Genomic DNA, 21,853 nt, shown 5'->3' on the forward strand with positions numbered 1-21,853 from the left:
ATATTAGGAGGTAACAATTTTGAATGAAGTGGTAATTGTTGAAGCTGTTCGTACACCTGTAGGTAAGAGAAATGGAATGCTGAGTGATCTTAGAGCCGATGAATTATTGGCTAAAGTATTAAGAGAGGTCGTAGATCGTGTCTCCTTAAATCCGAAGTTAATTGATGATGTTATTGCAGGGTGTGTCTCTCAAGTCGGAGAGCAGGCGGGAGACGTGGCCCGGACGGCTGCACTTATTGCCGGATTCCCTGAAGAAGTACCGGGGGTAACGATTGACCGTCAATGCGGCTCCAGTCAACAGGCGCTCCATTTTGCTTCGCAGGCTATCGCCAGTGGGGATATGGATATAGTCATAGCCGGCGGGGTGGAGAGTATGTCACGAATTCCCATGTTTTCAAATATGAAAGGGACGGAGTATAGTGAAAAGCTTACGGATCGCTATGAAATAATTAATCAAGGTCTTTCTGCTGAACGAATTGCAGACCACTGGAAGTTAAGCCGCAGAAACCTTGATGAATACGCAGCAGACAGCCACGTTCGAGCACTACGAGCCCGTCAAGAAGATCGTTTTGAAAAAGAGATTATGGCTGTTGAAGCTAAGGATAAGCAGGGACTTCCTGTCATGATGAACCATGATGAAGGTCCGCGTCCCGGTACGACAGCGGATACGCTTGCCGGACTTAAGCCCGTTTTTGAAGAACATGGTGTGATTACAGCAGGAAATGCCAGTCAAATCAGTGACGGGGCTTCAGCTGTCCTTTTAATGTCCCGTACTAAAGCCGAAGAACTCGGAGTCAGCCCGAGATGTCGAATCGCAGCTCGCTCCGTCGTAGGTTCTGATCCTACGTTTATGCTTACAGGACCTGTCCCTGCAACGTATAAAGTACTGCAAAAAGCCGGGCTGAGTCTTGAAGACATAGACTTATTTGAGGTGAATGAAGCTTTTGCATCTGTTCCGCTCTTCTGGCTGAAAGAAACAGGAGCGGATCGCGATAAACTGAATGTTAATGGGGGAGCAATTGCGCTTGGACACCCACTTGGAGCGACAGGAACCAAGCTGATTACGACTTTAGTCCACGAGTTAGAAAGAAGTCAAAGCCGTTACGGACTCCAAGCTGTATGTGAAGGCATGGGGATGGCCAACGCCACCATTATTGAGCGACTGGGGGAGTAAGGGATGCTGATTAAGGAAATGGTCGCTGTTGTAACAGGAGGTGCCTCGGGACTTGGAGAGGCAGCCGTCCGCAGTATCGTAGAATGTGGCGGGAAAGCTGTTGTTTTTGACTTAAATGCAGAAAGAGGCCGGGCTCTTGCAGAAGAATTGAACGGGTCTGCTGCCTATTATTCGGTAGATGTGACAAAAGAAGAACAAGTAGGTGAAGCACTGAACCAGGCGGTTAACCATTTCGGATATGTTAATGGGTTGATCAACTGTGCCGGAATCGTTATAGCTGAAAAGGTAGCGGGGAAGAAAGGTGCTCATTCGCTGAGCTCTTTTCAAAAAGTACTCGAAGTTAATTTGTCCGGTACTTTTAATATGATTCGATTAACTACTGAAAAAATGAGGACGAATCAACCCAATGAAGAAGGTGATCGAGGCATTATCATTAATACCGCTTCTATTGCTGCTTTCGACGGCCAGATTGGACAGGCAGCCTACAGCGCATCTAAAGGTGGAGTTGCCGCTATGACTCTTCCAATCTCAAGAGAGCTCGCGCGCTATGGTATAAGAGTCATGACCATTGCACCTGGTTTATTTGAAACGCCGATGTTTGACGTACTTCCAGCATCAGCTAAAGAGGCGCTCGGAAAAGCCACGCCTTTTCCTAATCGTCTCGGCCGGCCCCGGGAATACGGAAAACTTGCTTTAAGCATCATTGAGAATTCTATGTTAAATGGGGAGGTGATCCGGCTTGATGGGGCGATAAGGCTGGAGCCGAGGTAGGAGAGGGAGTCGACTTAACTTTATAAAGGGAGAGGGATAGGTATGGGACCAACGTTAACAAGTATGTTTGAACAAACAGTGGCTAAATACCCAAATAAAGAAGGCTTAGTGGACCTTCGTTTAGGAATTAGATGGAGATATGCCCAGTGGGATGAAGAAGTCAATCGGCTGGCTAATGCTCTGCTTGCCCAGGGTGTTGAGAAAGGGGATCGTGTTTCGACGGTACTTTTTAACACAGCTGAATTTGCAACAACGCTGTTTGCCTGTATGAAAATCGGGGCAGTATTTAATCCTATCAACTTCCGTTTAACAGCTCAGGAAATTGACTACATTATTCACGAGGCTGCCCCTAAAATTGTAATTTTCGAAAAGGCGACTGCTGAATCAGTTAAGGAAATGGCAGCTCTAAGAGCAGATATCGGCTTTTGGTCGATTGATGAGGTCCATCTCGATTATGCAGAAAATTATTATCATGTAATTGAAGGACATCAAAAGCTGGCGCCAAACATACTTGTAGACGAGGATGACCTCTATGCTGTTATGTATACTTCCGGTACCACGGGAGCACCTAAAGGCGTGCTTCACACACATAGAGACATGATTGATCAAGCTCTAATACTGACGGCAACTCTGAGACTCACTTCAGAGGACAGAGGGTTAAGCGTTGCCCCGCTGTTTCACTGTGCTGAGCTTCATTGTACCTTCTTTCCTAGAGTAATGGTAGGGGCGTCGAATGTCATTCTGCATCATTTTGATCCTGGTGCTATGATCCAAACGGTTCGGGAAGAGCAGATTTCAACGATGTTTGCCGCTCCAACAATGTGGAACATGGTCCTTCAGGAAGACTTCACACAAAAGGACTTCGCAACTCTCCGACAAGGTTTGTACGGAGGTGCTCCTATGGCTCCCGCTTTAACGACCCGTCTTCATGAGTCACTGGGTGTTCAGTTACTGCAGGCCTATGGAATGACTGAAATGGGACCTGCTATTACGGTATTATTTGAAGATGAACAAATTTCAAAAGCAGGTTCGGCTGGGAGAGCACTCTTTAACCATGAGGTACGCGTTGTAAGGACTAGTGAAGGGGGCCCGGCAGATCCCGATGACATTTGCAGCCCGGGTGAATTAGGAGAGATTGTGGTACGGGGGCCGAGTACAATGAAAGGATATTATAAGAGGCCGGAGGATACAGAAGAGGTCATGTACAAAGGGTGGTATCATTCAGGGGATATCGGTTCCTTTGATGAGGACGGCTACTTATGGGTGAGCGACCGAGTGAAGGATATGATTATATCAGGCGGAGAGAACATTTATTCAAGAGAAGTGGAAGACGTCTTGTTCGATCATCCTTCCATTATGGATGCAGCCGTAATAGGGGAGCCGGATGAAATGTGGGGAGAACGAGTAGTGGCTTACGTGGTACCACAAGAAAAAAGCTTAACAGAAGCTGACCTTGAGGAATTTTGTACATCAACGAACAGGCTGGCCCGCTATAAACGACCCAGACGCTATGAGTTCGTCGACGAGCTGCCTAGAAACGCAAGTGGAAAGCTGCAGAAGTTTAAGCTTCGGGAACAACTTGAAGAACGAGCGTAAATTCTTATAGCTGATAGCGGGAAACAATTGTGAGCCGGGTATGAAACCACATAGGTTTTATGCCCGGCTGTATTTGTGTTTAGACCGTTATTGAAACTCCCCCAGCCATCATCCTACAGTTTTTTAATGGTCTTAATGGGCTGCAGTGCTCTCACCTCATCATAGGATTGAAAGGGGCAGCCCATCGTGCGTACACGTTCCAGGATGCTCTCAATCGTAAAAGAAAGCGGAGTGAGGCTGCTATTTAACTCATTCCAATACAAAGGCGCAGCTACGCTTGCTTCCTCTGTTGCCCGGGCCGAATAAGGGGCAATAATAGTTTTTCCTTCTGCATGCTGGACGAAATCGATGTAAAGGCGGTCATCGCGCTTTTTCTTCAACCGTTCGATAGTGAACAACTCCGGTTTATCATTAACGAGAAGATGTGCCAACTTTTCAGTGAATTTTCTCGTCTCTTCGTAGCTCATCTTTCCTTCTTCAATAGGAATATGAATCTGCAGTCCTTTATTGCCTGAGGTTTTAACGAAACTGTAGACCTTCAGCTGATCAAGCAGATGTTTTAGTAACCTGGCCGCAGTAACAGCAATTTGAAAGTGTTCCCGGGAAGGTGGATCTAAATCAAAGATGATTTCATCGGGATAAGTTGATAATGCCCGCTGAAACGGAAGGTGAAACTCTAACGCCCCCTGATTTCCAAGCCATAATAAAGACGAGAGGGTATCGGCACGCAAGGATATCTCTCCCTCTTCTTCTGCCCACCCTCTGGCAAAAGAAGGCGCGTAATCGGGCAGGTGCTTTTGAAAAAATGACTGCTTGTGTATTCCATCAGGGTATCGGATCACTGTGACTTTTTTATTTGTAAAAAAAGGGAGCATATAGGGAGCGGCATGTCGTAAATAGAGCAAGTAATCCTCCTTGGTTAACCCACCGGGCCATAGAGGTTTATCAATATGTGTGTAATCGACTTCCTCAGGAAATAATGCAAGGTCCCAGTGGAGCTTTTTCTTCGTGCATTCCTTTGGGGTTAAGTCAAACCGAAAGTCATGAAATACAGGCTCTCTTAACTCTCTGTCCTGAGCGTTCAGACAGTTAATATCAACACACACACCAGGGTGAATTCTCCCATTCTGCCCTTTTTCTTTAAAAAACTGTATTAATGTCTGAAACTGCTCGTCTGTAAAACCGTGTTTCAGCTGTCCCAGCCCAGCCCTCTGCTCTTCATCATAAATTTCAGTTTTAAAATAATCGTTATTCCGGTTATATTCGGTTAGAAAACCTGAAACCGTACGCCATACCTTCACTTTTAACCAGTCAGATGATCGTTTGTTATAGGCATAGGTGCTATTTTTTCGTTTTGCTACCACCCCTTCACCGAGGTGTTCAAACACGATATGACAGGCTGTCTGCCAGTCTGCATACTCGTTCACATAATGAATCGTCGACAGATTTAAAGAGTTAACTAGTTTTTTAAGCTCATTTTTTCTTGTTGTGTAAGAGGTGGAAGTCAAATCTTTATTATATTTAATTAGGTCAAAAGCCATAAAAGCGGCAGGACGGCGGGAAGAGTGGCGGCTGATTTTGTCCTTGTTTTTTAAGCGTCCCCGTGTTTGTAATTGTTCAAAATCAGCTTGATAGGGCGTATTTAGAATGACAATCTCCCCATCCATTATTAATTCATCGGATGTAAAGCCTGTAAATCTCTTAGTCAGCTCGGGAAATTGTGCTGTTAAGTTTTTTCCGTTACGACTGATTAACTGCACTTTATTTTCCCTCCAAATAAGGAAGGCCCGGAATCCGTCATATTTTATTTCATACAGCCACTCTTTTCCTTCAGGAGGATCGGCGGTCAGAGTGGGAAGCATAGGTTTATTCAATTTTTTTCACCCTCTTTTATACTCGTTAGTCTAAGCCGTTCGCTTCAGCTTAAACATAATTTTTGTTACAAGACGCATGCTAGTAAAAAAGGAGTGAGAGTCATGCACACAATGTGGAAAGGGACGATCAGCTTTGGGTTAGTCAACATCCCGATTAAGCTGCATGCGGCTACGGAGAATAAAGATGTTAAGCTGAGGCAGCTTCATGAAGAATGCAAGTCACCAATTGAATACAAAAAGCGTTGTCCGGTTTGTGATAAAGAAGTGAGTAACGAAGAAATAGTGAAAGCTTATGAATACACGAAAAATAAGTTTGTTGTACTCGATGCTGAAGATCTTGAAAACCTAAAGAAAGAGCAGGAAGATAAGTCGGTAGAAATTCTTGATTTTGTGAAATTAGAGGAAATAGACCCTGTTTATTTTGATAAGAGCTACTTCATGTCACCGAATGACGGAGGGTCTAAAGCTTATGGACTACTAAGGAAGGCACTTAATGATACAGGTAAGATCGGGATTGCGAAAATTATTATCCGTTCAAAGGAGCAGCTTGCCATCGTCCGTGTTTTCCAAAACACCCTCATCATGGAAACGATCCATTTCCCTGATGAAGTCCGGGATACAGCAGACGTACCTAATGTTCCTGAAGAGACAGAGCTAAGTAAAAAAGAAGTAAGCACAGCTATTACGTTAATTGATCAGTTGACGGCTGAATTTGATCCCGAGAAATATACAGATGACTACCGTACAGCGTTACTGGAATTAATAGATGCAAAACGCAACAATGAAGAAATAACTACAACAAAACAAAAAGCTGCTCCTGAAAATGTAAGCAACTTAATGGAAGCATTAGAGAAATCTTTGGAGAGTACAAAGGAATCGAAAAAAATATCTCCTAAAAAGAAAACAACGGCCAAAAAATCTACTCGCAAAAAGAAATCTTCTTAAGAGTAACCCTTGATATGGAGCGTTTTGTCGAACTATAACCCTGTATTTATACTGAGTTTTGTAGTATAATAATAGTAGATCAATTCGGTCGGAGGGTTGTTTAGATGAGTGTTCGTACGGATGAGCAGGCAGAAAGCCTGATGCAGTCTGCAAAGGCATCAATGGCTATTGAAGGTTTAGACCTGAGTCAGAGAGAAGAAAGCCTTGTTAAGAAGTGTTTAACCGGCTCTATTACCCATAAAGAATTTTTGAAGCGGGCACTGGAATTGTCCCGTCATGCCTGACTCAAGGTATGGGAGTGGATCCTCCCGCTATTGTTATCCGGACACATCAATTCTTATTAACCATTATGATATTAAGGATGACCGCCAGCTGCAGAGCATGGAAAATATATTAGCAACTCAGAGGCTGTCTGAGCTTCAGGATACCCCTGTACCAGGTGACTTTGATTTACGTCATTTACAGAAAATTCATGAATGCATATTTAAAGACCTTTATCCTTTTGCCGGCGAGTTAAGAAGTGAAAACATAAGAAAAGGTGGATTCACATTCGCTCAGGCGCAGTTTATACACGAAGCAGCTGAAGAAGTATTTACTCAACTTATAGCAGAAGATTGGGAAAGTATGGGCAAAGAACAACTGGCTCGGCGGCTGGCCTATTATATGGCTGAAATAAATGTGCTGCACCCTTTTCGGGAAGGCAATGGCAGGAGTCTTCGTGAATTTATCCGGTGTCTTGCTCTCGAAGCAGAATTTATTATTAACTGGGCAGCAATGCCGAAAGAAGTTGTGTTACAGGCGAGCATTGAGTCTGTTCGTGACCCGGAACAATTAAAAAAAGTGATCTTTGAATCGTTAACAAAAATAAATAAATGAGGTCGTACACATAGTGCGATCTTATTTTTTATGATATATTATCAGAAAAATCTGAAATGATGCGGAGGAGGGGAAATGTGAAAGAATCTATATCCTTACGTTCTATATTTAAAGCCAGACAGCGCATCAAAGGGATTGCTGCAGAAACCCCGCTTATTTACTCAGAAACGCTTTCTAACGAGACAGGCAGCAGTGTTTATTTAAAATTAGAAAACATGCAGCCGACAGGTGCCTTTAAGCTTAGAGGGGCTGCTAACAAGATTTTATCCCTTACAGAAGAGGAGAAACAAAAAGGAATTACCACCTTCTCTACAGGAAATCATGGAATTGCTGTGGCCTATGTAGCCAGACAATTAGGACTTCATGCGACCGTCTGTATATCAAACCGGGTTCCTAATGAGAAGGTGAACCGGCTCAAGCGGCTGGGTGCTCATGTAGAAAAGGTAGGAGAAAATCAAGACGATGCAGAAGCTTTTTGTTATAATCTTGAGAAAACAAAAGGACTTTCAGTTATAAAGCCCTTTGATGATCTCCATGTAATTGCCGGACAGGGGACCATCGGCCTTGAAATTCTCGAGCAGCTTCCTGATGTGAATGAGGTTGTCATTCCTCTCTCAGGCGGAGGGCTCCTTTCCGGGATAGCCTATACTTTGAAATCCGCGGCTTCAACTATTTATGTTGAAGGAGTTTCAATGGAGAAATCGGCTGTGATGCACGAGAGTCTTAAGGAGGGAAAGCCTGTTCAGCTGAAAGAATCAGACACATTAGCCGACAGCCTTCTCGGAGGGCTGGGGCCTGACAACGAATATACATTTTCTCTAACACAGCGCTATATCGACAACAGTGTGTTAATCTCAGAAAAAATGATTGAAAAAGGAATCGTTTTTATGATGGAATTTCATAAAATGATAATAGAGGGTGCTGCCGCTGCAGGAATAGGCAGAGTGCTGGAGAAGAAGGATGGGGATGGCAAAAACATCGTGATAGTTGTTAGTGGAAATAACGTCGATCATCAGACCATTCGTGATTTGATCTAGAGAAAAGAGTGAATGGGGTGGGAGAATGGGGATACCCGTAAAGGATATTTTGCAAATTCCTGTGCTGCAGCCTGCCAGAGTACTGACAGGTGAAGCCTGCATGGATAACAGGGAGATTGAATGGATATCAGTAATCGAAACGCCGGTCGAAAACTTTGTGAGGAAAAATGAGTTTGTATTAAGTACAGGAATTGGCTGCAGTGACGATCCAGTTGCATTAGAGGGGTATGTGCAGGACGTAATTGATTCTGGTGCCTCGGCTCTGGCTTTTGCCACAGGGCGGCATATTTACAAAATCCCTGACCGTATTATTAAAAAAGCATCCAGTCAGGGTTTTGTCCTTATGGAGCTGCCCTGGGAAGTACGGTTTGGTGATGTGCTTCATGATGTCCTCCAGGAAATCAGCCGGCAGAAACACGCTGAGCAGCAGCGGACAGAAGAAATAAGACAGGAATTAATTAACTGTGTGTTAAATGGGAAGGGCCTCCAGGAAATCATGAAAATCGTGTACGAAAATACAAGCATCCCTGTGGCTATAAGTGATCACAACAAGCTCGTCCGCGCTAATTATTATTTCAATCAGCACATGATTCAAGTGTTAAATGGAGAAGTGGAGGGGGACTACCAGCTCATACCGTCACATGAAACTCCATTTAAGGACCACCCTTTATATCACTATATAGAAGAGTACCGGATAGGAGAGGATTACTGCTATCAATTAACTATATTATCGAATTACAAAAAGCAGGGTTATCTATTATTCAAACCGTCTTCAGATAAGGAGTTGACCTGGTCTAACTTAAATATTCTTGAGCATGCTTTAACAGCTTGTGCATTATACTTTGTGAAAGAAAATGCGATAGAAATGACGGAAATTCGGTTGAAAGATAATTTTCTTCTTGATTTAGCCAAGACCGATATGGAGATGGATAAGCAATTACAATCCAAAGCTCAATTGCTCGGCTATGACTTAACGAAACCATACATTTGCCTTGTCGGTGAAATCCGTTTTGAGAAAAAAGTCGATGATCATATCGGAACACCGGACCAGGCTGTTATGTCTTCCTCTATGCATAGTCGAAATTACTACATTCAGAAAGAAGTTGCACATGCAGGGGATGTATTAAAAAGGCGGACAATGGCGACTTTTGAAGATGGTGAGGTTATTGTATTTCTAGAGGCAGATAATCGACCTTACATGGAAACGGCAAACCAATTCCTCGATTTAGTCGAACGAAGGCTTAATGAACTGCTTGCCGGGATAAATATTTCCTGGGGAATATCCATGCATAAAGAGGGTGTGTATACATTTCATAAAAGCTATAACGAAGCGGTTACAGCCTTTAATATCGGACGCCAGCAGCATGAAATTGGAGAACGTACTTTTTTTAGTGATACGCAGATGAATCGTTTACTAATGGCTCTATCTCATGAAAAAGAAATTGAGCAGATTGTAAAGAATACATTGCAAAGCCTGATTGAATACGATCAAAAACGACAAACCGACTTAATTCACACGTTTATTGTCTACAATAAATACAACAGTAATGTGAGCCAGACAGCCCGGGCTTTAAATTTACACCGTCAATCCTTACTCCACAGATTGCGTAATATTGAGCAATTAACAGGGCTGTCCTTATTAAATGCCGATGACATGTTCTTGATGGAATTAAGCGTCCGGCTGTGGATGCTTAAAAAAGTCGATGAATGAATAATAGAACAAATTTAAATCATTAATTTACCGTTTTCTCTTTCCAGTTAAAAATGTAAACACCCCTTGCAAGACCAGGAGGAAACGACTTCTTTTTTAGTGCAAAGGTGTGGCCACGGGCGCTTTAACAGACATCCGGGGTCACACCTTTTTCGTCTACCCTTCTTCAAAATTTTTATCTGGAACGATGACTTTTTCTGTCCCACTTTCCGTTACTGTCGACCTGAGTTTAAACACCCATTCGTCCTTTTGTTCTTCATAAGATAAAGATTCGATGGAAAGAGCGTTGCCACGGTCCACTTCTGAAAGGGCGCTTGCTAATGCTTGAGACTCCGTTAAATCCGCCCCCTCAGGCTGCTCTGGCTCAACAACGTTCACCTCAGCTGCCTCTCCCTGCATAGGTGTAGACTCGGCTACAGCACCGTCTATAGTTACTTCAACTTTTTTTCCCAGCCACATATCATCCTTGACTCCAGTTACCCATATAGGCTCTCCCCCGTCAGGCTCAATTGTGTCTACCACTAATATACTTGTTTCGTTCTGGTCCATAACATAACCAGAATAAGTTGAATTCTTCCCTTCTTGATCATTGGATGAATCTCCGGTTGATCCATCCTCCTCTTCCTCGTCAGTCGTTCCACAAGCGGACAATACGATAAAAATGAGAAGCAACCATTTTTTCATGATTTATTTTTCCTCCATTCTGTAGAAGGTCTATTTACTTCAAATATTACACTGTACTCAATGACAAATACAAGATCCTTTGTTATGATGTATGCATCTAAACAAATATTCACAGTAACACTACTAGGGGGGCCCGGATGGGCTGAGAGGAAAGCTTAAGGCATTCCAACTCTTATACACCTGATCTGGTTAACACCAGCGGAGGGAAGTAGTCAGACGCCAAGTCTATTACTCTACCTTTACAAGTCAGGTCCTCCTTGAGGGCCTGACTTTTTTATGGTCCAGGAAATAGTGAAAATCCAAACTGTGGATCTCTTTTTTAAAAGAGTGACATCCAGCTCCAGCGCCCAGACACTCGCTTCATAAGCAAACCGGCTTGCGGAAAGGGAGGCCGCCTTCCTCCGGCCGTTTTGCTTAGGCATGTCGTGTCTGCCAGGGTGCTTGCGCCTTTGCCCTGTCAACTCTCTTACAAAAAGAAGGGAGGAAGTTGATGAATCGAACACGATTACTTACGACCATGGCAGTATTTGTAGCTGTAGGAACCCTGGCATCACAGCTGTTATGGTTTCCGGCAGGTATAGCAAAAGCTTATCCTGTCCAGCACGCAGTGAATGTAATGGCAGCAATCACTCTGGGTCCGGTCCCTGCTGTAGCTATTGCCTTTACAATAGGCTTGCTGAGGAACTTACTTGGTTTAGGAACGCTGCTGGCGTTCCCGGGAGGGATGATTGGAGCTTTATTCGCTGGATATTTATATAAATGGACACAGAAACCCCTGGCCGCTGCTTCAGGTGAAATGGTTGGCTCGGGACTGATCGGCGCTCTATTTGCCGTTCCATTCGCCAAACTATTAATGGGCAGCTCAGCCGGCGCACTCGCTTTTTTACCGTCATTTCTCGTCAGCAGCATTAGTGGAGCCCTGCTTGGATGGTTTGTTGCGGCAAGATTAAGACAAACTAAACAACTAGCTCCATTGAACTACTAAGGATAAGTAATAGACTAAAGGAGGACAAACGTATGAGTTTTACAGAGGATCTAAGAAGGGAAAACAATAACATCTTTCAAGCAATCTTCGACCATCCATTCGTAGACGGAATTGGGAAAGGAGACGTTCCGCACGATTCAATTGCTCACTATATTAAAGCTGACTATGAATATTTAAATGCCTTTATGCATCTTTACGGAATAGCGATTTCTAAATCTACCGAACGAAGAGATATCAATTATTTTAACGAGCAGATCAGCTTTACGATGAACAGTGAGGCTCATCCGCATCAGAATTTTTGCGATGTCATAGCGGTCGGCTACAATGAACTCCACGGCTTCCCGCTTCCTCCTACAGCTGATCACTATGTAAAACACATGATGTATTATGCTCAGACAGGTGGCCTGGGAGAAATTCTGGCCGTCATGCTCCCATGTCCTTGGACGTATCTTGAAATCGGTAAGCATTTAATGAAAAAGTATCAGCCATCACCAGATGACACGTTCTACCCATGGATCGCGTTTTACGCCAATGAGGAATTTGAAACGCTGTCCGAAGCTATGCGGCACCGTCTCGATGAGCTGGCCGAACAAGCATCGGATTCGGAACGCCAGCGTATGAAGGAAGCGTTTCGTAAGAGTTGTCAGCTGGAATTAAAGTTCTGGGATATGGCGTACACTTGCGAAGAATGGCCCCAAGGAGAAGGAGTGAGCAGTAAATGAGTAAGGTATCAACGGCTTTAACCATTGCAGGAACGGACCCGAGCGGCGGTGCCGGTATCCAGGCAGATTTAAAAACATTTCAAGAGTTGAGAAGTTACGGGATGAGTGTCATTACTTCAGTCGTCTCACAAAACACAACAGGGGTAAAAGATGTTCATCATCTGCCTGTTGAGTTTATTCGAAGTCAATTAGAGGCCGTATCGTCTGACATGCCTGTGCACGCGTTCAAAACGGGAATGATCGCAAGCATGGATATGATGAAAGTCATCGCTGAATGGATTCCTGAAGTTTCCGCCCCTTACGTTATGGATCCCGTCATGGTGGCTACCAGCGGGGACCCTTTAATTGAGGAGGAATCACGAGGATACCTGCGGGATCACCTGCTTCCATTGGCAACAGTAGTGACTCCCAATATACCAGAAGCGGAATTTCTGCTGGATGCTAATGTCGAGACCACAGCAGATATGAAACAAGCCGCAGAGCAGATATGTACTCGTTTTGGTGCAGGAGCGGCACTTGTGAAAGGGGGACATCTGGAAGGAGATGCGGTAGACTTCTTGTTTGATGGATCAACCATTCATGAATTTAAGAGCGAGCGCATTCCTACGTCTAACACTCACGGTACGGGCTGCACATACGCGGCAGCTATAACAGCCTATTTAAGCCAGGGCGTCCCTTTAGAGAAAGCAGTGAAGCGTGCGAAGGGTTTTGTGACAGAAGCTATCCGCCACTCGTTGGATCTTGGTAAAGGAAGTGGTCCGACGAACCATTTTGCAATGCGTAAGGAGGAGCATATCAATGACAATTAAGCTTGTAAATGAAGTCCGTGAAAAGAAACCATTGATTCATAATCTAACCAATGAAGTCGTTATGAATTTTAGTGCAAATGGCTTGCTCTCTTTTGGAGCGTCTCCAATTATGGCCATGGCTGAAGAGGATGCGGCGGATATTGCAAAGCTTTCTAATGGGATATTGATTAATATTGGAACATTAACGGAGCCTCATCTTCGGGCGATGATTCTCGCCGGAAAAGCAGCTAATGAACAGGGAGTTCCTGTTGTGATTGATCCTGTAGGTGTTGCGGCAACACCTTATCGAACTGAAGCATTTAACCGAATTATTAAAGAAGTTCAGCCGGCGGCTATAAAAGGAAACGCTGGGGAGATGGCCCATCTTATAGGGGTTTCTTTAGAAACAAAAGGGGTCGATTCGGTCGGGAAAGGAGATACCAAATCTATTGCGAGGCAGGTTGCTTCCCGTTTTAATACGATTGCTGTAGTTACAGGAGAAGTAGATGTGATTAGTGATGGAGAAGAGGCAGTGACCAATGAAACTGGACATGAATGGATGGGGAAAGTTACAGGCTCAGGCTGCCTGTTAGGATCTATACTAGCGGCCTGTTTGACGACTACAGGGACACGGCTGGAGCAGGCCTGTGCTGCGGTCAGGTTCTATGGACTGGCAGCTGAGAAGGCCGCACGACATACGAGTGTAAACGGTCCTGGGACGTTTGCCGCCCGTTTTATCGATGCATTAGCAATGGATTTAACGAAGCTTGAGGAGGGCTGAGTAGTGAAGCTTAGCGGCCGGTTAAGAAAATATTTAATCATGGGTAGTCAAAACTGTGAGCGTGATCCAGTCGACATACTAAAAGAAGCCATTGACGGCGGGATTACGGCCTTTCAATATCGTGAGAAGGGGCCTGGGTCGCTTGGTGGAGAAGCAAAGCTTGAACTGGGCCGAAAGCTCCGCGATTTATGCCGGAAGCATAATGTATTGTTTATTGTAAATGATGACAGCGGTTTGGTGGAGCCTCTTGAGGCAGATGGTATCCATGTAGGTCAGGACGATGTTGATGTACAGGAGCTCCGTACCCTTTTTCCAAAAAAGGTGATTGGTTTGTCCATTTCAAATGAGGATGAGTTAGAGAGAAGTGCTGTGGAAGTTGTCGATTACCTTGGTGCGGGACCAGTCTTTGCTACGTCGACGAAGGTTGACGCGAAGGAGGCAGTCGGAGTGGAGTGGATTACGAGGGTGAAGCGGCTGCATCCGGATCTCCCGCTTGTAGGCATAGGAGGAATCACTGTAGAAAATGCCGTTGAAGTAATAGGGGCAGGGGCAGATGGTGTATCTGTTATTTCTGCTGTTACCGCTGCTTCTGATGTGCGTGAGGCGGTAAACGGATTATAATAAGAACGAGAGGTCGGGACAAAACTGAATAAAACATAAAACAATCCGAACTGATTCTGTAGAAATCAGTTCGGATTGTTTTATGTTAAAGAGATTTCACACCATCGCTCCGTCAAAATGCTTCGCTTTCCTTAGGCACGGTCGTCTGTCTTCGGCTCGTGGTGTTCCCACAGGGGTCTTCGCATTTTAACAACGCTAATAATCTGCGTTTATACAAATGTTTCTTTTTCTACTTATGTTCCAGCCTCTATTTACATTTCAAAGTAGAGAGGGTAGTGGTTACGGCATCTCTCGTTAAATGTGTGCTGACAATGCGGGCAGTTGGTTGTGTTCATGTATTGGTGAATTGTTAATTCTTTTTTGCATTTTCCGCACATGATCGCATACTCGTCTCGTTTGTTTTTAGGCCATGTAGATTCCTTGTGTCCGGCTAGTTCCTTATGGCAGTAATAACAGGCATAGTATTCATGACAGCAATTAAACTTGATTGCAATTATGTCTACTTCGCTGTGATAATGCCTGCAGCGGGTGTTCGAGTCCACATCAAGTCCTTTGACTTTTGGATGATTCATAGCGAGTCTCCTTGCGTCGGCTTATTATTTGGGTTATAAAATATGCAATACTTGCAGCGAGTGCAGCTGCAATAAAGGGCATGTACGATATCTGGACCTCTGACTTCGGCTGCCGGGCAAAAGTAAAATCAGGCTGATGGATCATGGTGAGCCACAAACCGGAAGCCAGTTCAATTAAAAAATAGATGATGCCAAAGCTTATAATAAACGTAACATATTTCTTCATAAGGTTTCTTCTTTCTCTGAGTGACCGCCCCTTCTGCTTTTGTAAACTATACCTGTAATAAGGAGCAGTAGTCCAGCTATGCCGACGCCGAATTCCATATAATAAAAGTTTCCCTCACCTAACAACCGGATAAGGAACTGTCCCCCGAATATACCTGTTAACAATAAACCAAAAAACAGGGCTGTAAATGGCATTAGATCACCTTCCTATCATTTAATGTAATTCCCACGTAAACCAGCGGCCGTGCCCATCGGTCTCTCCTGCCACATTTTCTTGTCTCTCTTTATTTACGATTAAGTCCAAATGAAGTTTCGCATCTGTCATATGATTATACAAATGGGCTATATTTCTTTTTGAACCGATCCTTTCAATATGCTCGTTCAGCTTGGTTTTAGCGGCAGCTGTCATTTGATTGGCTGCATGAGTGTGAAAGACACAAATGATTGAGTCTTTAGGGATTTGTTCTGCCACAGAAGGCAGAAGTTCTACACCATCCCCTTCAATCAGCTGTATGGAAGCTTGTTTCACAGAGTCAGCAGCTTGTTCAAATAATCTCCTGCGTTCAATGTGTTCAGGCCATATTAGGGCGTGCAGCCAGGCATGGTGTTCGGTATTATTCATGTCATTGAGATGAAGGTCAATGCCGTATCTGTGCGTAACTGGAGGTGTATGTGATGGGAGAGGGGGTTCACCCTTCCCAATGATCTGTGCTTTTATATGTACCTTGCTTTTATGAGTTATTACGGTCTTCGAACTATTGTATGTATAGCTGTATTCATCCCACAGCAGCTGGAAGCCGGCACTTGTCCCTATTTCTATAAGAGCTAGAGGCTGGTTTGTCTGTTGATAAATATATGAAAAGCAAGGATATAAATATGCACAGCGCCTTACTTCGTTTGTTTGAACGAGCTTTGTCTGCAGCAGTCTGACTATATCGGACTTGTAGGTTTTACAGAAGTCTTTAAATGCTGCAAATGTACCTTCTTCAGCGGGAGAGGGGCAGATGCTGGGGTAATAGCTTCTTAAGGGATGATTATAATTATTCAGCAGAAGATAATGAATGCTGCCAAGTAAAAGATTGGCAGGCGGCTGACCTGAACGGACGTGAGAGGCTAAATTCAGTAAGAAGGGATCCTCAGCGATTTCCGCAGCTAAAGAGCTGTATAATTTGCTGGAGCCTAGAATGGCTTCTGTAGAAAACTGCTTAAATATATTTGAAAAGTTATCCATTATCTCACCTGCATTCAATATATGGAATTATATACCTTTAAAGGTAACATGAAGTCTATAAAGTAACCAGCATAAAGTTCAGCTGTAAGCAGGGAAACCCCCTTTACAATCGACTTTTGTGATATAATAAAACTTTGAAGATGTGAAGATTTTGTTGTTTATTAATGGTCAATCTTCTTTTTATGAGCAAGATATGATTAAATAGATTGCGGTAATTTTTATCACATCCCTTGGAAAGGAGGAAAAGGGATCCATTGAACTTTGAAGAACGTTTTGATTGGAAGCTTTTTTTTATTATTTGTATGTTTATTACGATAAGCTGTGTCGCTTTGTATAGTGCGCAGCAAAGTCCTCAATATAACGAAAATTTTATGCTTAAGCAGCTTGTCTGGTTTGGAGCGGGCGGCATTATTATTGGAATAATGCTTTATTTTGAACCTGATTTCTATAAAAAGATAAGCTGGCCTCTTTATATTGCCGGTATTCTTGTTTTACTAGCCCTGGTTATTGCGCCTCCCTCTATTGCTCCTGTGGTTAAAGGACAAAAAAGCTGGTTTATCCTCCCTGGTATGGGATCGATTCAACCATCGGAATTTATGAAGGTCTTCACGATCCTAATCTTATCGAATGCAATATCGAACCATCATGAGAAAGTGAAATTTGTCACAATCAAAAGTGATTTTCTTCTTCTTGGTAAAATTACGGGGCTGACTTTTATTCCATTAGCCTTAATTATGCAGCAGCCTGATTTAGGAACGTCACTAGTTTTCCTGGCTATTATGGCAGGGATGATCTTAATATCAGGAATCAGCTGGAAAATTATCACTCCCATTTTCGGTTCATTAGCTGCCACCGGCCTAAGCTTAATTTGGCTCGCTCTTAAATTTCCTCAAATATTGGATCAGTACTTTGGTGTAAAGGAATATCAATTAGGGAGAATCTATGCCTGGTTAAATCCTCAGCAATATGGATCTTCTGAAGGTTTTCAGCTGATTAGAGCTATGCGTTCAATTGGCTCAGGTCAGATGTTTGGAAAAGGTCTTGGAGAAAGAGAACTGTATCTGCCTGAAGCCCATACAGACTTTATATTTAGTATTATTGGAGAAGAATATGGATTTTTAGGGAGCTGTGTCGTTTTATTAACTTTTTTTCTGTTTATTTATCGGTTGACTACGATTGCAACAAGAGCCAATCACAGGTTCAGTACTTATGTAATGGTAGGCCTCATTTGTATGGTATCCTTTCACGTCTTTCAAAATATCGGAATGTCTATCCAACTGCTTCCGATTACCGGAATTCCTCTGCCTTACATCAGCTACGGGGGAAGTTCATTGCTGGCCTTTTTAATAGCTGCCGGCTTAGCTTTTTCAGTATCCTATCATCACAGGACTTATATGTTTGGGGAAGATTAAAAAGAGAGTTGAGAACCACTTCCTCTGTTATTTAGAAAGGTAAACATTCGTTGCACAAAAAAAGAGGAAAGAGTTTTATGAAACGATTCCCTTTCCACCCTGCCTCGCGGAAAGCGGTGCTTTTTTCCCTGTTCCTTTACTCCAGATTTTATGGGGGAGCCAGGAGATACCATGTCTATATCCAAGATTTTCAACAGCCTGAAAGCGTGTTTCTCTTTACGGAGAAACGCGTTTTTTTGTTTACAGGCTAAATGATTCCGGGCTGATTAACTTTTTAGCTGTTCAGTCTCAGGAGAGCGGTAAAGTCTTTGCTCGTCGAAGCCTGTCTAATGAAACATGTGTATAAAAATATAATATAAAATTTCATACAACTTTTACATTACATAACAAATACCCATTGAATACAATGAAAGTACAGTAGATTAAATATTCAGATAATAGGGGGAGGGATAGTTATGGTGCTTCCATTTGATATTTTAGAATATCACCAACGTCTTAAGGGGACTAAAGAGCGCATGGCTGCGAAAGGAATAGATGTGCTGCTTATTACGGACCCGGCAAATATGAATTATTTGTCTGGCTATGATGCCTGGTCCTTCTATGTTCATCAAATGCTCGTCATTGTGATTGATGAGCCGCAGCCGATCTGGATCGGCCGTTATCAGGATGCCAATGGTGCCCGTGCGACTACATGGGTTTATGAAGAAAATGTAATTGCTTATCCGGATTATTATGTTCATTCAGACACATACCATCCTATGGATTTCATTTCCGAGATCCTTACTCAGATCGGTCAGGGAAATCGAAGTGTTGGAGTTGAAATGGACCATTACTATTTTACAGGTATGGCCCTTGAGCGGTTAAAGAAAGGGATGCCGAATGCCCAGTTTAAGGACGCCTCCCTGCTTGTGAATCGTGTTCGAATTGTAAAATCAGACCAGGAAATTGAATATATGAAACGGGCTGCTTCAATTGCGGATTTAGCAATGGCAAGAGGTGTTGAAAGTATATGTGCTGGCCGGAGAGAGTGTGATACGGCGGCAGAAATCTATTACCAGCTCGTTAAAGGGACCCCGGATCATGGCGGGGAATATCCAGCGATTGTACCGCTGCTGCCTACAGGAGATCATACGTCAATTCCCCACCTTACTTGGTCAGATCGTCCTTTTGTAGATGGAAGTCCAGTAATAGTAGAGCTGGCGGGTTGTTATAAACGGTATCATGTACCACTTGCAAGAACTGTGTCGATTGGAGAACCCAGCCAGAAACTAGAGATCCTGGCGCCGGTAGTATTAGAAGGAATTCAAAATGTTCTGGAGGCTGCCAAACCAGGTATGACGTGCAGTGATTTAGAATCGATTTGGGCAAAGAGCATTAAGAAGCACGGGTTTGAAAAAGAATCCCGGCTCGGATACTCAGTCGGTCTCAATTATCCGCCGGACTGGGGAGAGCATACAGCAAGTATTAGAAAAGGTGATCAAACGATCCTGCAGCCAAATATGACTTTTCACTTAATCCCGGGCCTGTGGTTTGATTATGACGGAATTGAGATCAGTGAGACGTTTAGAGTGACCGAAACAGGCTGTGAGCGGTTTACCACCTATCCGCAGGAGCTTATCGTAAAGCGGGAGTCATCAATATTGCTAAACAGCAGCGATCAAATTAGTTAAGGGGGTGGGAGCGATTCGTTTGTATAACCGAGATCGAATCGACAAAGTGATTCGATTAGACACTGAATTAATTAATATAGTAGAAGAGGCTTTTACTGATTTATCAACTAAGCAGGTAACGATGCCGCCGATTATGCGCATTGATGTGCCGGAGAATAACGGGGAAGTAGATATAAAGTCGGCCTATATCGAAGGCTTAGACAGCTTTGCGGTAAAGCTCTCTTCGGGTTTCTTTAACAACCCCAAAATGGGTCTTCCAAGCGCAAATGGAATGATGATATTGTTGAGCGCTGTGACGGGGGAGCCGCTGGCTGTTTTTGCGGATAACGGACTTTTGACTGATTTAAGGACAGCTGCTGCAGGTGCTGCAGCTTCCCGTCTGTTAAGCCGGGAAGATAGTCATACAGCAGGAATTATTGGTACAGGTTCTCAAGCGAGATACCAGCTTAAAGCTCTCATGAATGTCCGGCAAATCGAAAAAGTGTTAGTTTATGGACGTAGTGAAGAGAAAGCAGAAATTTATAAAAGAGAGATGGAATCAGAGCTCGGAATTCCTGTGGAGATAAAAACTGCCAGAGAAGTAGTGGAAAACAGTGATGTTGTTGTGACTACTACACCTTCTACAGAACCGGTAATTGAAGTGGATTGGCTTCATGAAGGACTTCATATTACGGCGATGGGTTCAGATGCAGAGCATAAACAAGAGCTGTCCTCTCAAGCTTTAGAAAAGGCCGGACTATTTGTGTGCGATGTCGTTGAACAATCCACTCGACTTGGAGAATTAAGGTCTTGTTCAAATAATGAAGTGATCAACTCTGCTGTTGAGCTTGGTGAAATTACAAGCGGAATGAAGAAGGGACGCAGCAGCTATGATCAAATTACGATTTGTGATTTGACGGGTACAGGCGCTCAGGATACAGCGATTGCCCGGTATGTATATCAATTACTGGATACTAAGGAGGATGATGATCATGAAGGAAGCTAAATTTGCAACGAAATCAATCTGGGCAGGAGAGAAAGATCAGCTGGCCTTTGGAGCGACTCAGGTTCCAGTAGTGCACAGTGTATCTTTTGGCTATGACGACATGGACGAATGGTATGAAGTGGCAATTGGGAATAAAAAGGGCCATATTTATGGACGCAATACAAATCCTACTGTTGAAGCCTTTGAGGAAAAAATTCGTATCCTTGAAGGAGCAGAAGCTGCAACAAGCTTCTCAACCGGTATGGCTGCAATAAGCAATACGCTGGGGACACTGCTGCATCCAGGAGATAGAATTGTATCAATTAAAGATACGTATGGAGGAACGAATAAGATTTTCACTGAATTTCTTCCTCAGCTGAACGTCGATGTCATGCTGTGTGACACCGGTGACCACGATGTGATTGAGCAGGAGATTGAAAAAGGGTGTAAAGTTCTTTATTTAGAAAGTCCTACGAATCCAACGGTTAAAATTACAGACATTAAAAGAATGGCACAGGCTGGGAAAGCCGTGGGGGCTACTGTTGTAGTTGACAACACGTTTGCCACTCCAGTGAATCAAAACCCAATTGAATTAGGGGTGGATCTCGTCATTCACAGTGCGACTAAATTTCTTGGCGGCCATGCAGATGCCCTTGGCGGAGCAGTCTGCGGAAGCAAAGAGCTGGTAGAGAAAATTTATCATTACCGTGAAATAAATGGAGCGACGCTCGATCCAATGGCGGCTTACTTGTTACTAAGAGGGATGAAAACTCTGCACCTTCGAATTGAAAAGCAAAACCAAAATGCTCAGGAAATTGCTGAATTCTTAAAGCAGTTCGATATTGTAGAGGACGTATTTTATCCAGGCTTAACGGAGCATAAGGGTCACGAAACGGCTAAACAACAAATGAGAGGTTTTGGAGGAATGCTGAGCTTTGCTGTTAAGGGAGGAGTCGATACCGTTCGTCACCTGCTTCCTAAATTGAGATACGCAAACCGTGCAGCGAACCTCGGCAGCGTTGAAACAGTAGTCGGACCGGCACGTACGACAAGTCACGTGGAATGCACGCCGGCTGAGCGTGCAGCAATGGGTATTCCGGAAGGGTTAATTCGTTATTCTGCAGGTATTGAAGATATCGAGGACCTAAAGCAGGATTTAGAACAGGCGTTCCAGGCGCTTCCACAGGATTTAGCCGTACAAAGCTGACTGAGGT

The 21,853-nt window shown here is 43.7% G+C and carries 24 protein-coding genes and 1 riboswitch; of the genes, 17 read left to right on the forward strand and 7 right to left on the reverse strand.

The genetic code is table 11. From position 1 onward, the window contains the following. Window positions 1–19: 19 nt before the first annotated feature. From LF822_RS10165 to LF822_RS10175, 3 genes are read left to right on the forward strand one after another with little or no spacing between them, the layout of a single operon-like run. Window positions 20–1,174 (forward strand): thiolase family protein, encoded by a 1,155-nt coding sequence (locus LF822_RS10165; RefSeq protein WP_253923917.1) that lies wholly within the window; start codon window positions 20–22, stop codon window positions 1,172–1,174. Between the two features lie 3 nt (window positions 1,175–1,177). Further along, window positions 1,178–1,945: a 3-hydroxyacyl-CoA dehydrogenase gene (locus LF822_RS10170; protein ID WP_253923918.1), complete on the forward strand. Its 768-nt coding sequence runs from the start codon at window positions 1,178–1,180 to the stop codon at window positions 1,943–1,945. A gap of 42 nt (window positions 1,946–1,987) precedes the next feature. Next, a complete protein-coding gene (locus LF822_RS10175; RefSeq protein ID WP_253923919.1) occupies window positions 1,988–3,541 on the forward strand; it encodes a long-chain-fatty-acid--CoA ligase in 1,554 nt (517 codons plus the stop codon). A gap of 113 nt (window positions 3,542–3,654) precedes the next feature. On the opposite strand, the gene ligD is transcribed toward LF822_RS10175, so the two are convergent. Then, the gene (gene ligD / locus LF822_RS10180; protein ID WP_253923920.1) at window positions 3,655–5,415 is read right to left on the reverse strand and encodes a DNA ligase D; all 1,761 of its coding nucleotides are present in this window, start codon (window positions 5,413–5,415) and stop codon (window positions 3,655–3,657) included. A gap of 102 nt (window positions 5,416–5,517) precedes the next feature. Here ligD and ku point away from each other — a divergent pair, with 102 nt between their 5' ends. The 5 genes from ku (at window position 5,518) to LF822_RS10205 (ending at window position 9,984) form a co-directional block, all read left to right on the forward strand. Continuing rightward, entirely contained in the window at window positions 5,518–6,360 is an 843-nt protein-coding gene (gene ku, locus LF822_RS10185; protein ID WP_253923921.1) for a non-homologous end joining protein Ku, read from the forward strand. A gap of 104 nt (window positions 6,361–6,464) precedes the next feature. Next, window positions 6,465–6,644, forward strand: a complete 180-nt coding sequence (locus tag LF822_RS10190; protein WP_188377172.1) for a hypothetical protein — start codon at window positions 6,465–6,467, stop codon at window positions 6,642–6,644. Next, complete coding sequence (locus tag LF822_RS10195; RefSeq protein ID WP_253923922.1) at window positions 6,637–7,236, forward strand: Fic/DOC family protein; 600 nt, start codon at window positions 6,637–6,639, stop codon at window positions 7,234–7,236. Before LF822_RS10190 ends, LF822_RS10195 begins: the two co-directional genes overlap by 8 nt. A 77-nt stretch (window positions 7,237–7,313) precedes the next feature. Next, window positions 7,314–8,273 carry a threonine/serine dehydratase gene (locus tag LF822_RS10200; RefSeq protein WP_371925879.1) on the forward strand — a complete coding sequence of 320 codons (960 nt, stop codon included), beginning with the start codon at window positions 7,314–7,316 and terminating at the stop codon, window positions 8,271–8,273. 25 nt (window positions 8,274–8,298) lie between these two features. Beyond that, the gene (locus LF822_RS10205; protein ID WP_253923923.1) at window positions 8,299–9,984 is read left to right on the forward strand and encodes a PucR family transcriptional regulator; all 1,686 of its coding nucleotides are present in this window, start codon (window positions 8,299–8,301) and stop codon (window positions 9,982–9,984) included. A gap of 156 nt (window positions 9,985–10,140) precedes the next feature. Here the strand turns inward: LF822_RS10205 and LF822_RS10210 are convergent, their stop codons facing one another. Next, on the reverse strand, window positions 10,141–10,668 hold the full coding sequence (locus LF822_RS10210) for a DUF3221 domain-containing protein (protein WP_253923924.1): 528 nt from the start codon (window positions 10,666–10,668) through the stop codon (window positions 10,141–10,143). A gap of 115 nt (window positions 10,669–10,783) precedes the next feature. Beyond that, window positions 10,784–10,892: riboswitch (TPP riboswitch) on the forward strand. A 15-nt stretch (window positions 10,893–10,907) separates the two neighbouring features. Further along, entirely contained in the window at window positions 10,908–11,090 is a 183-nt protein-coding gene (locus LF822_RS10215; RefSeq protein ID WP_253923925.1) for a hypothetical protein, read from the reverse strand. Between the two features lie 68 nt (window positions 11,091–11,158). Between LF822_RS10215 and thiW the strand changes: the two genes are divergently transcribed. Genes thiW through thiE form a run of 5 tightly spaced genes read left to right on the forward strand, consistent with a single transcriptional unit; the run spans window position 11,159 to window position 14,565 of the window. Beyond that, window positions 11,159–11,653 carry an energy coupling factor transporter S component ThiW gene (gene thiW, locus LF822_RS10220; protein WP_253923926.1) on the forward strand — a complete coding sequence of 165 codons (495 nt, stop codon included), beginning with the start codon at window positions 11,159–11,161 and terminating at the stop codon, window positions 11,651–11,653. 32 nt (window positions 11,654–11,685) lie between these two features. Beyond that, complete coding sequence (gene tenA, locus LF822_RS10225; RefSeq protein ID WP_253923927.1) at window positions 11,686–12,375, forward strand: thiaminase II; 690 nt, start codon at window positions 11,686–11,688, stop codon at window positions 12,373–12,375. After that, the gene (thiD, locus tag LF822_RS10230) at window positions 12,372–13,184 is read left to right on the forward strand and encodes a bifunctional hydroxymethylpyrimidine kinase/phosphomethylpyrimidine kinase (protein WP_253923928.1); all 813 of its coding nucleotides are present in this window, start codon (window positions 12,372–12,374) and stop codon (window positions 13,182–13,184) included. The genes tenA and thiD overlap by 4 nt, the downstream gene beginning before the upstream one ends. Further along, window positions 13,174–13,944 carry a hydroxyethylthiazole kinase gene (thiM, locus tag LF822_RS10235; protein ID WP_253923929.1) on the forward strand — a complete coding sequence of 257 codons (771 nt, stop codon included), beginning with the start codon at window positions 13,174–13,176 and terminating at the stop codon, window positions 13,942–13,944. The genes thiD and thiM overlap by 11 nt, the downstream gene beginning before the upstream one ends. Window positions 13,945–13,947: 3 nt before the next feature. Continuing rightward, on the forward strand, window positions 13,948–14,565 hold the full coding sequence (gene thiE / locus LF822_RS10240) for a thiamine phosphate synthase (protein ID WP_253923930.1): 618 nt from the start codon (window positions 13,948–13,950) through the stop codon (window positions 14,563–14,565). Window positions 14,566–14,816: 251 nt separating this feature from the next. On the opposite strand, the gene LF822_RS10245 is transcribed toward thiE, so the two are convergent. Genes LF822_RS10245 through LF822_RS10260 form a run of 4 tightly spaced genes read right to left on the reverse strand, consistent with a single transcriptional unit; the run spans window position 14,817 to window position 16,593 of the window. After that, the gene (locus tag LF822_RS10245) at window positions 14,817–15,137 is read right to left on the reverse strand and encodes a CHY zinc finger protein (protein ID WP_253923931.1); all 321 of its coding nucleotides are present in this window, start codon (window positions 15,135–15,137) and stop codon (window positions 14,817–14,819) included. Then, window positions 15,109–15,363, reverse strand: coding sequence for a hypothetical protein (locus tag LF822_RS10250; protein ID WP_253923932.1), 255 nt, complete (start codon window positions 15,361–15,363; stop codon window positions 15,109–15,111). Before LF822_RS10250 ends, LF822_RS10245 begins: the two co-directional genes overlap by 29 nt. Continuing rightward, the gene (locus LF822_RS10255; protein ID WP_253923933.1) at window positions 15,360–15,557 is read right to left on the reverse strand and encodes a hypothetical protein; all 198 of its coding nucleotides are present in this window, start codon (window positions 15,555–15,557) and stop codon (window positions 15,360–15,362) included. Before LF822_RS10255 ends, LF822_RS10250 begins: the two co-directional genes overlap by 4 nt. 19 nt (window positions 15,558–15,576) lie before the next feature. Beyond that, window positions 15,577–16,593 (reverse strand): DUF2332 domain-containing protein, encoded by a 1,017-nt coding sequence (locus tag LF822_RS10260; protein ID WP_253923934.1) that lies wholly within the window; start codon window positions 16,591–16,593, stop codon window positions 15,577–15,579. 254 nt (window positions 16,594–16,847) lie between these two features. On the opposite strand from LF822_RS10260, the gene LF822_RS10265 reads away from it, so the two are divergent. From LF822_RS10265 to LF822_RS10280, 4 genes are all read left to right on the forward strand, one after another. After that, complete coding sequence (locus LF822_RS10265) at window positions 16,848–18,005, forward strand: FtsW/RodA/SpoVE family cell cycle protein (RefSeq protein WP_253923935.1); 1,158 nt, start codon at window positions 16,848–16,850, stop codon at window positions 18,003–18,005. 455 nt (window positions 18,006–18,460) lie between these two features. Next, a complete protein-coding gene (locus tag LF822_RS10270; RefSeq protein ID WP_253923936.1) occupies window positions 18,461–19,675 on the forward strand; it encodes a M24 family metallopeptidase in 1,215 nt (404 codons plus the stop codon). Between the two features lie 19 nt (window positions 19,676–19,694). Continuing rightward, window positions 19,695–20,660 carry a cyclodeaminase gene (locus LF822_RS10275; protein WP_253923937.1) on the forward strand — a complete coding sequence of 322 codons (966 nt, stop codon included), beginning with the start codon at window positions 19,695–19,697 and terminating at the stop codon, window positions 20,658–20,660. Further along, window positions 20,647–21,846, forward strand: coding sequence for a cystathionine gamma-synthase family protein (locus tag LF822_RS10280; RefSeq protein WP_253923938.1), 1,200 nt, complete (start codon window positions 20,647–20,649; stop codon window positions 21,844–21,846). The genes LF822_RS10275 and LF822_RS10280 overlap by 14 nt, the downstream gene beginning before the upstream one ends. Window positions 21,847–21,853: the final 7 nt, after the last annotated feature.

This window comes from Halobacillus sp. A5 (assembly GCF_024189315.1).
Lineage (GTDB): Bacteria > Bacillota > Bacilli > Bacillales > Halobacillaceae > Halobacillus_A.

Excerpts from the sequence above, each read along its gene's own strand:
- LF822_RS10170 (WP_253923918.1), top strand. The coding sequence starts at position 1,178 with ATGCTGATTAAGGAAATGGTCGCTGTTGTAACAGGAGGTGCCTCGGGA.
- LF822_RS10175 (WP_253923919.1), top strand. The coding sequence starts at position 1,988 with ATGGGACCAACGTTAACAAGTATGTTTGAACAAACAGTGGCTAAATAC.
- ku (WP_253923921.1), top strand. The coding sequence starts at position 5,518 with ATGCACACAATGTGGAAAGGGACGATCAGCTTTGGGTTAGTCAACATC.
- LF822_RS10190 (WP_188377172.1), top strand. The coding sequence starts at position 6,465 with ATGAGTGTTCGTACGGATGAGCAGGCAGAAAGCCTGATGCAGTCTGCA.
- LF822_RS10195 (WP_253923922.1), top strand. The coding sequence starts at position 6,637 with ATGCCTGACTCAAGGTATGGGAGTGGATCCTCCCGCTATTGTTATCCG.
- LF822_RS10205 (WP_253923923.1), top strand. The coding sequence starts at position 8,299 with ATGGGGATACCCGTAAAGGATATTTTGCAAATTCCTGTGCTGCAGCCT.
- LF822_RS10210 (WP_253923924.1), bottom strand. The coding sequence starts at position 10,668 with ATGAAAAAATGGTTGCTTCTCATTTTTATCGTATTGTCCGCTTGTGGA.
- LF822_RS10215 (WP_253923925.1), bottom strand. The coding sequence starts at position 11,090 with ATGCCTAAGCAAAACGGCCGGAGGAAGGCGGCCTCCCTTTCCGCAAGC.
- thiW (WP_253923926.1), top strand. The coding sequence starts at position 11,159 with ATGAATCGAACACGATTACTTACGACCATGGCAGTATTTGTAGCTGTA.
- tenA (WP_253923927.1), top strand. The coding sequence starts at position 11,686 with ATGAGTTTTACAGAGGATCTAAGAAGGGAAAACAATAACATCTTTCAA.
- thiD (WP_253923928.1), top strand. The coding sequence starts at position 12,372 with ATGAGTAAGGTATCAACGGCTTTAACCATTGCAGGAACGGACCCGAGC.
- thiM (WP_253923929.1), top strand. The coding sequence starts at position 13,174 with ATGACAATTAAGCTTGTAAATGAAGTCCGTGAAAAGAAACCATTGATT.
- LF822_RS10245 (WP_253923931.1), bottom strand. The coding sequence starts at position 15,137 with ATGAATCATCCAAAAGTCAAAGGACTTGATGTGGACTCGAACACCCGC.
- LF822_RS10250 (WP_253923932.1), bottom strand. The coding sequence starts at position 15,363 with ATGAAGAAATATGTTACGTTTATTATAAGCTTTGGCATCATCTATTTT.
- LF822_RS10255 (WP_253923933.1), bottom strand. The coding sequence starts at position 15,557 with ATGCCATTTACAGCCCTGTTTTTTGGTTTATTGTTAACAGGTATATTC.
- LF822_RS10260 (WP_253923934.1), bottom strand. The coding sequence starts at position 16,593 with ATGGATAACTTTTCAAATATATTTAAGCAGTTTTCTACAGAAGCCATT.
- LF822_RS10270 (WP_253923936.1), top strand. The coding sequence starts at position 18,461 with ATGGTGCTTCCATTTGATATTTTAGAATATCACCAACGTCTTAAGGGG.
- LF822_RS10280 (WP_253923938.1), top strand. The coding sequence starts at position 20,647 with ATGAAGGAAGCTAAATTTGCAACGAAATCAATCTGGGCAGGAGAGAAA.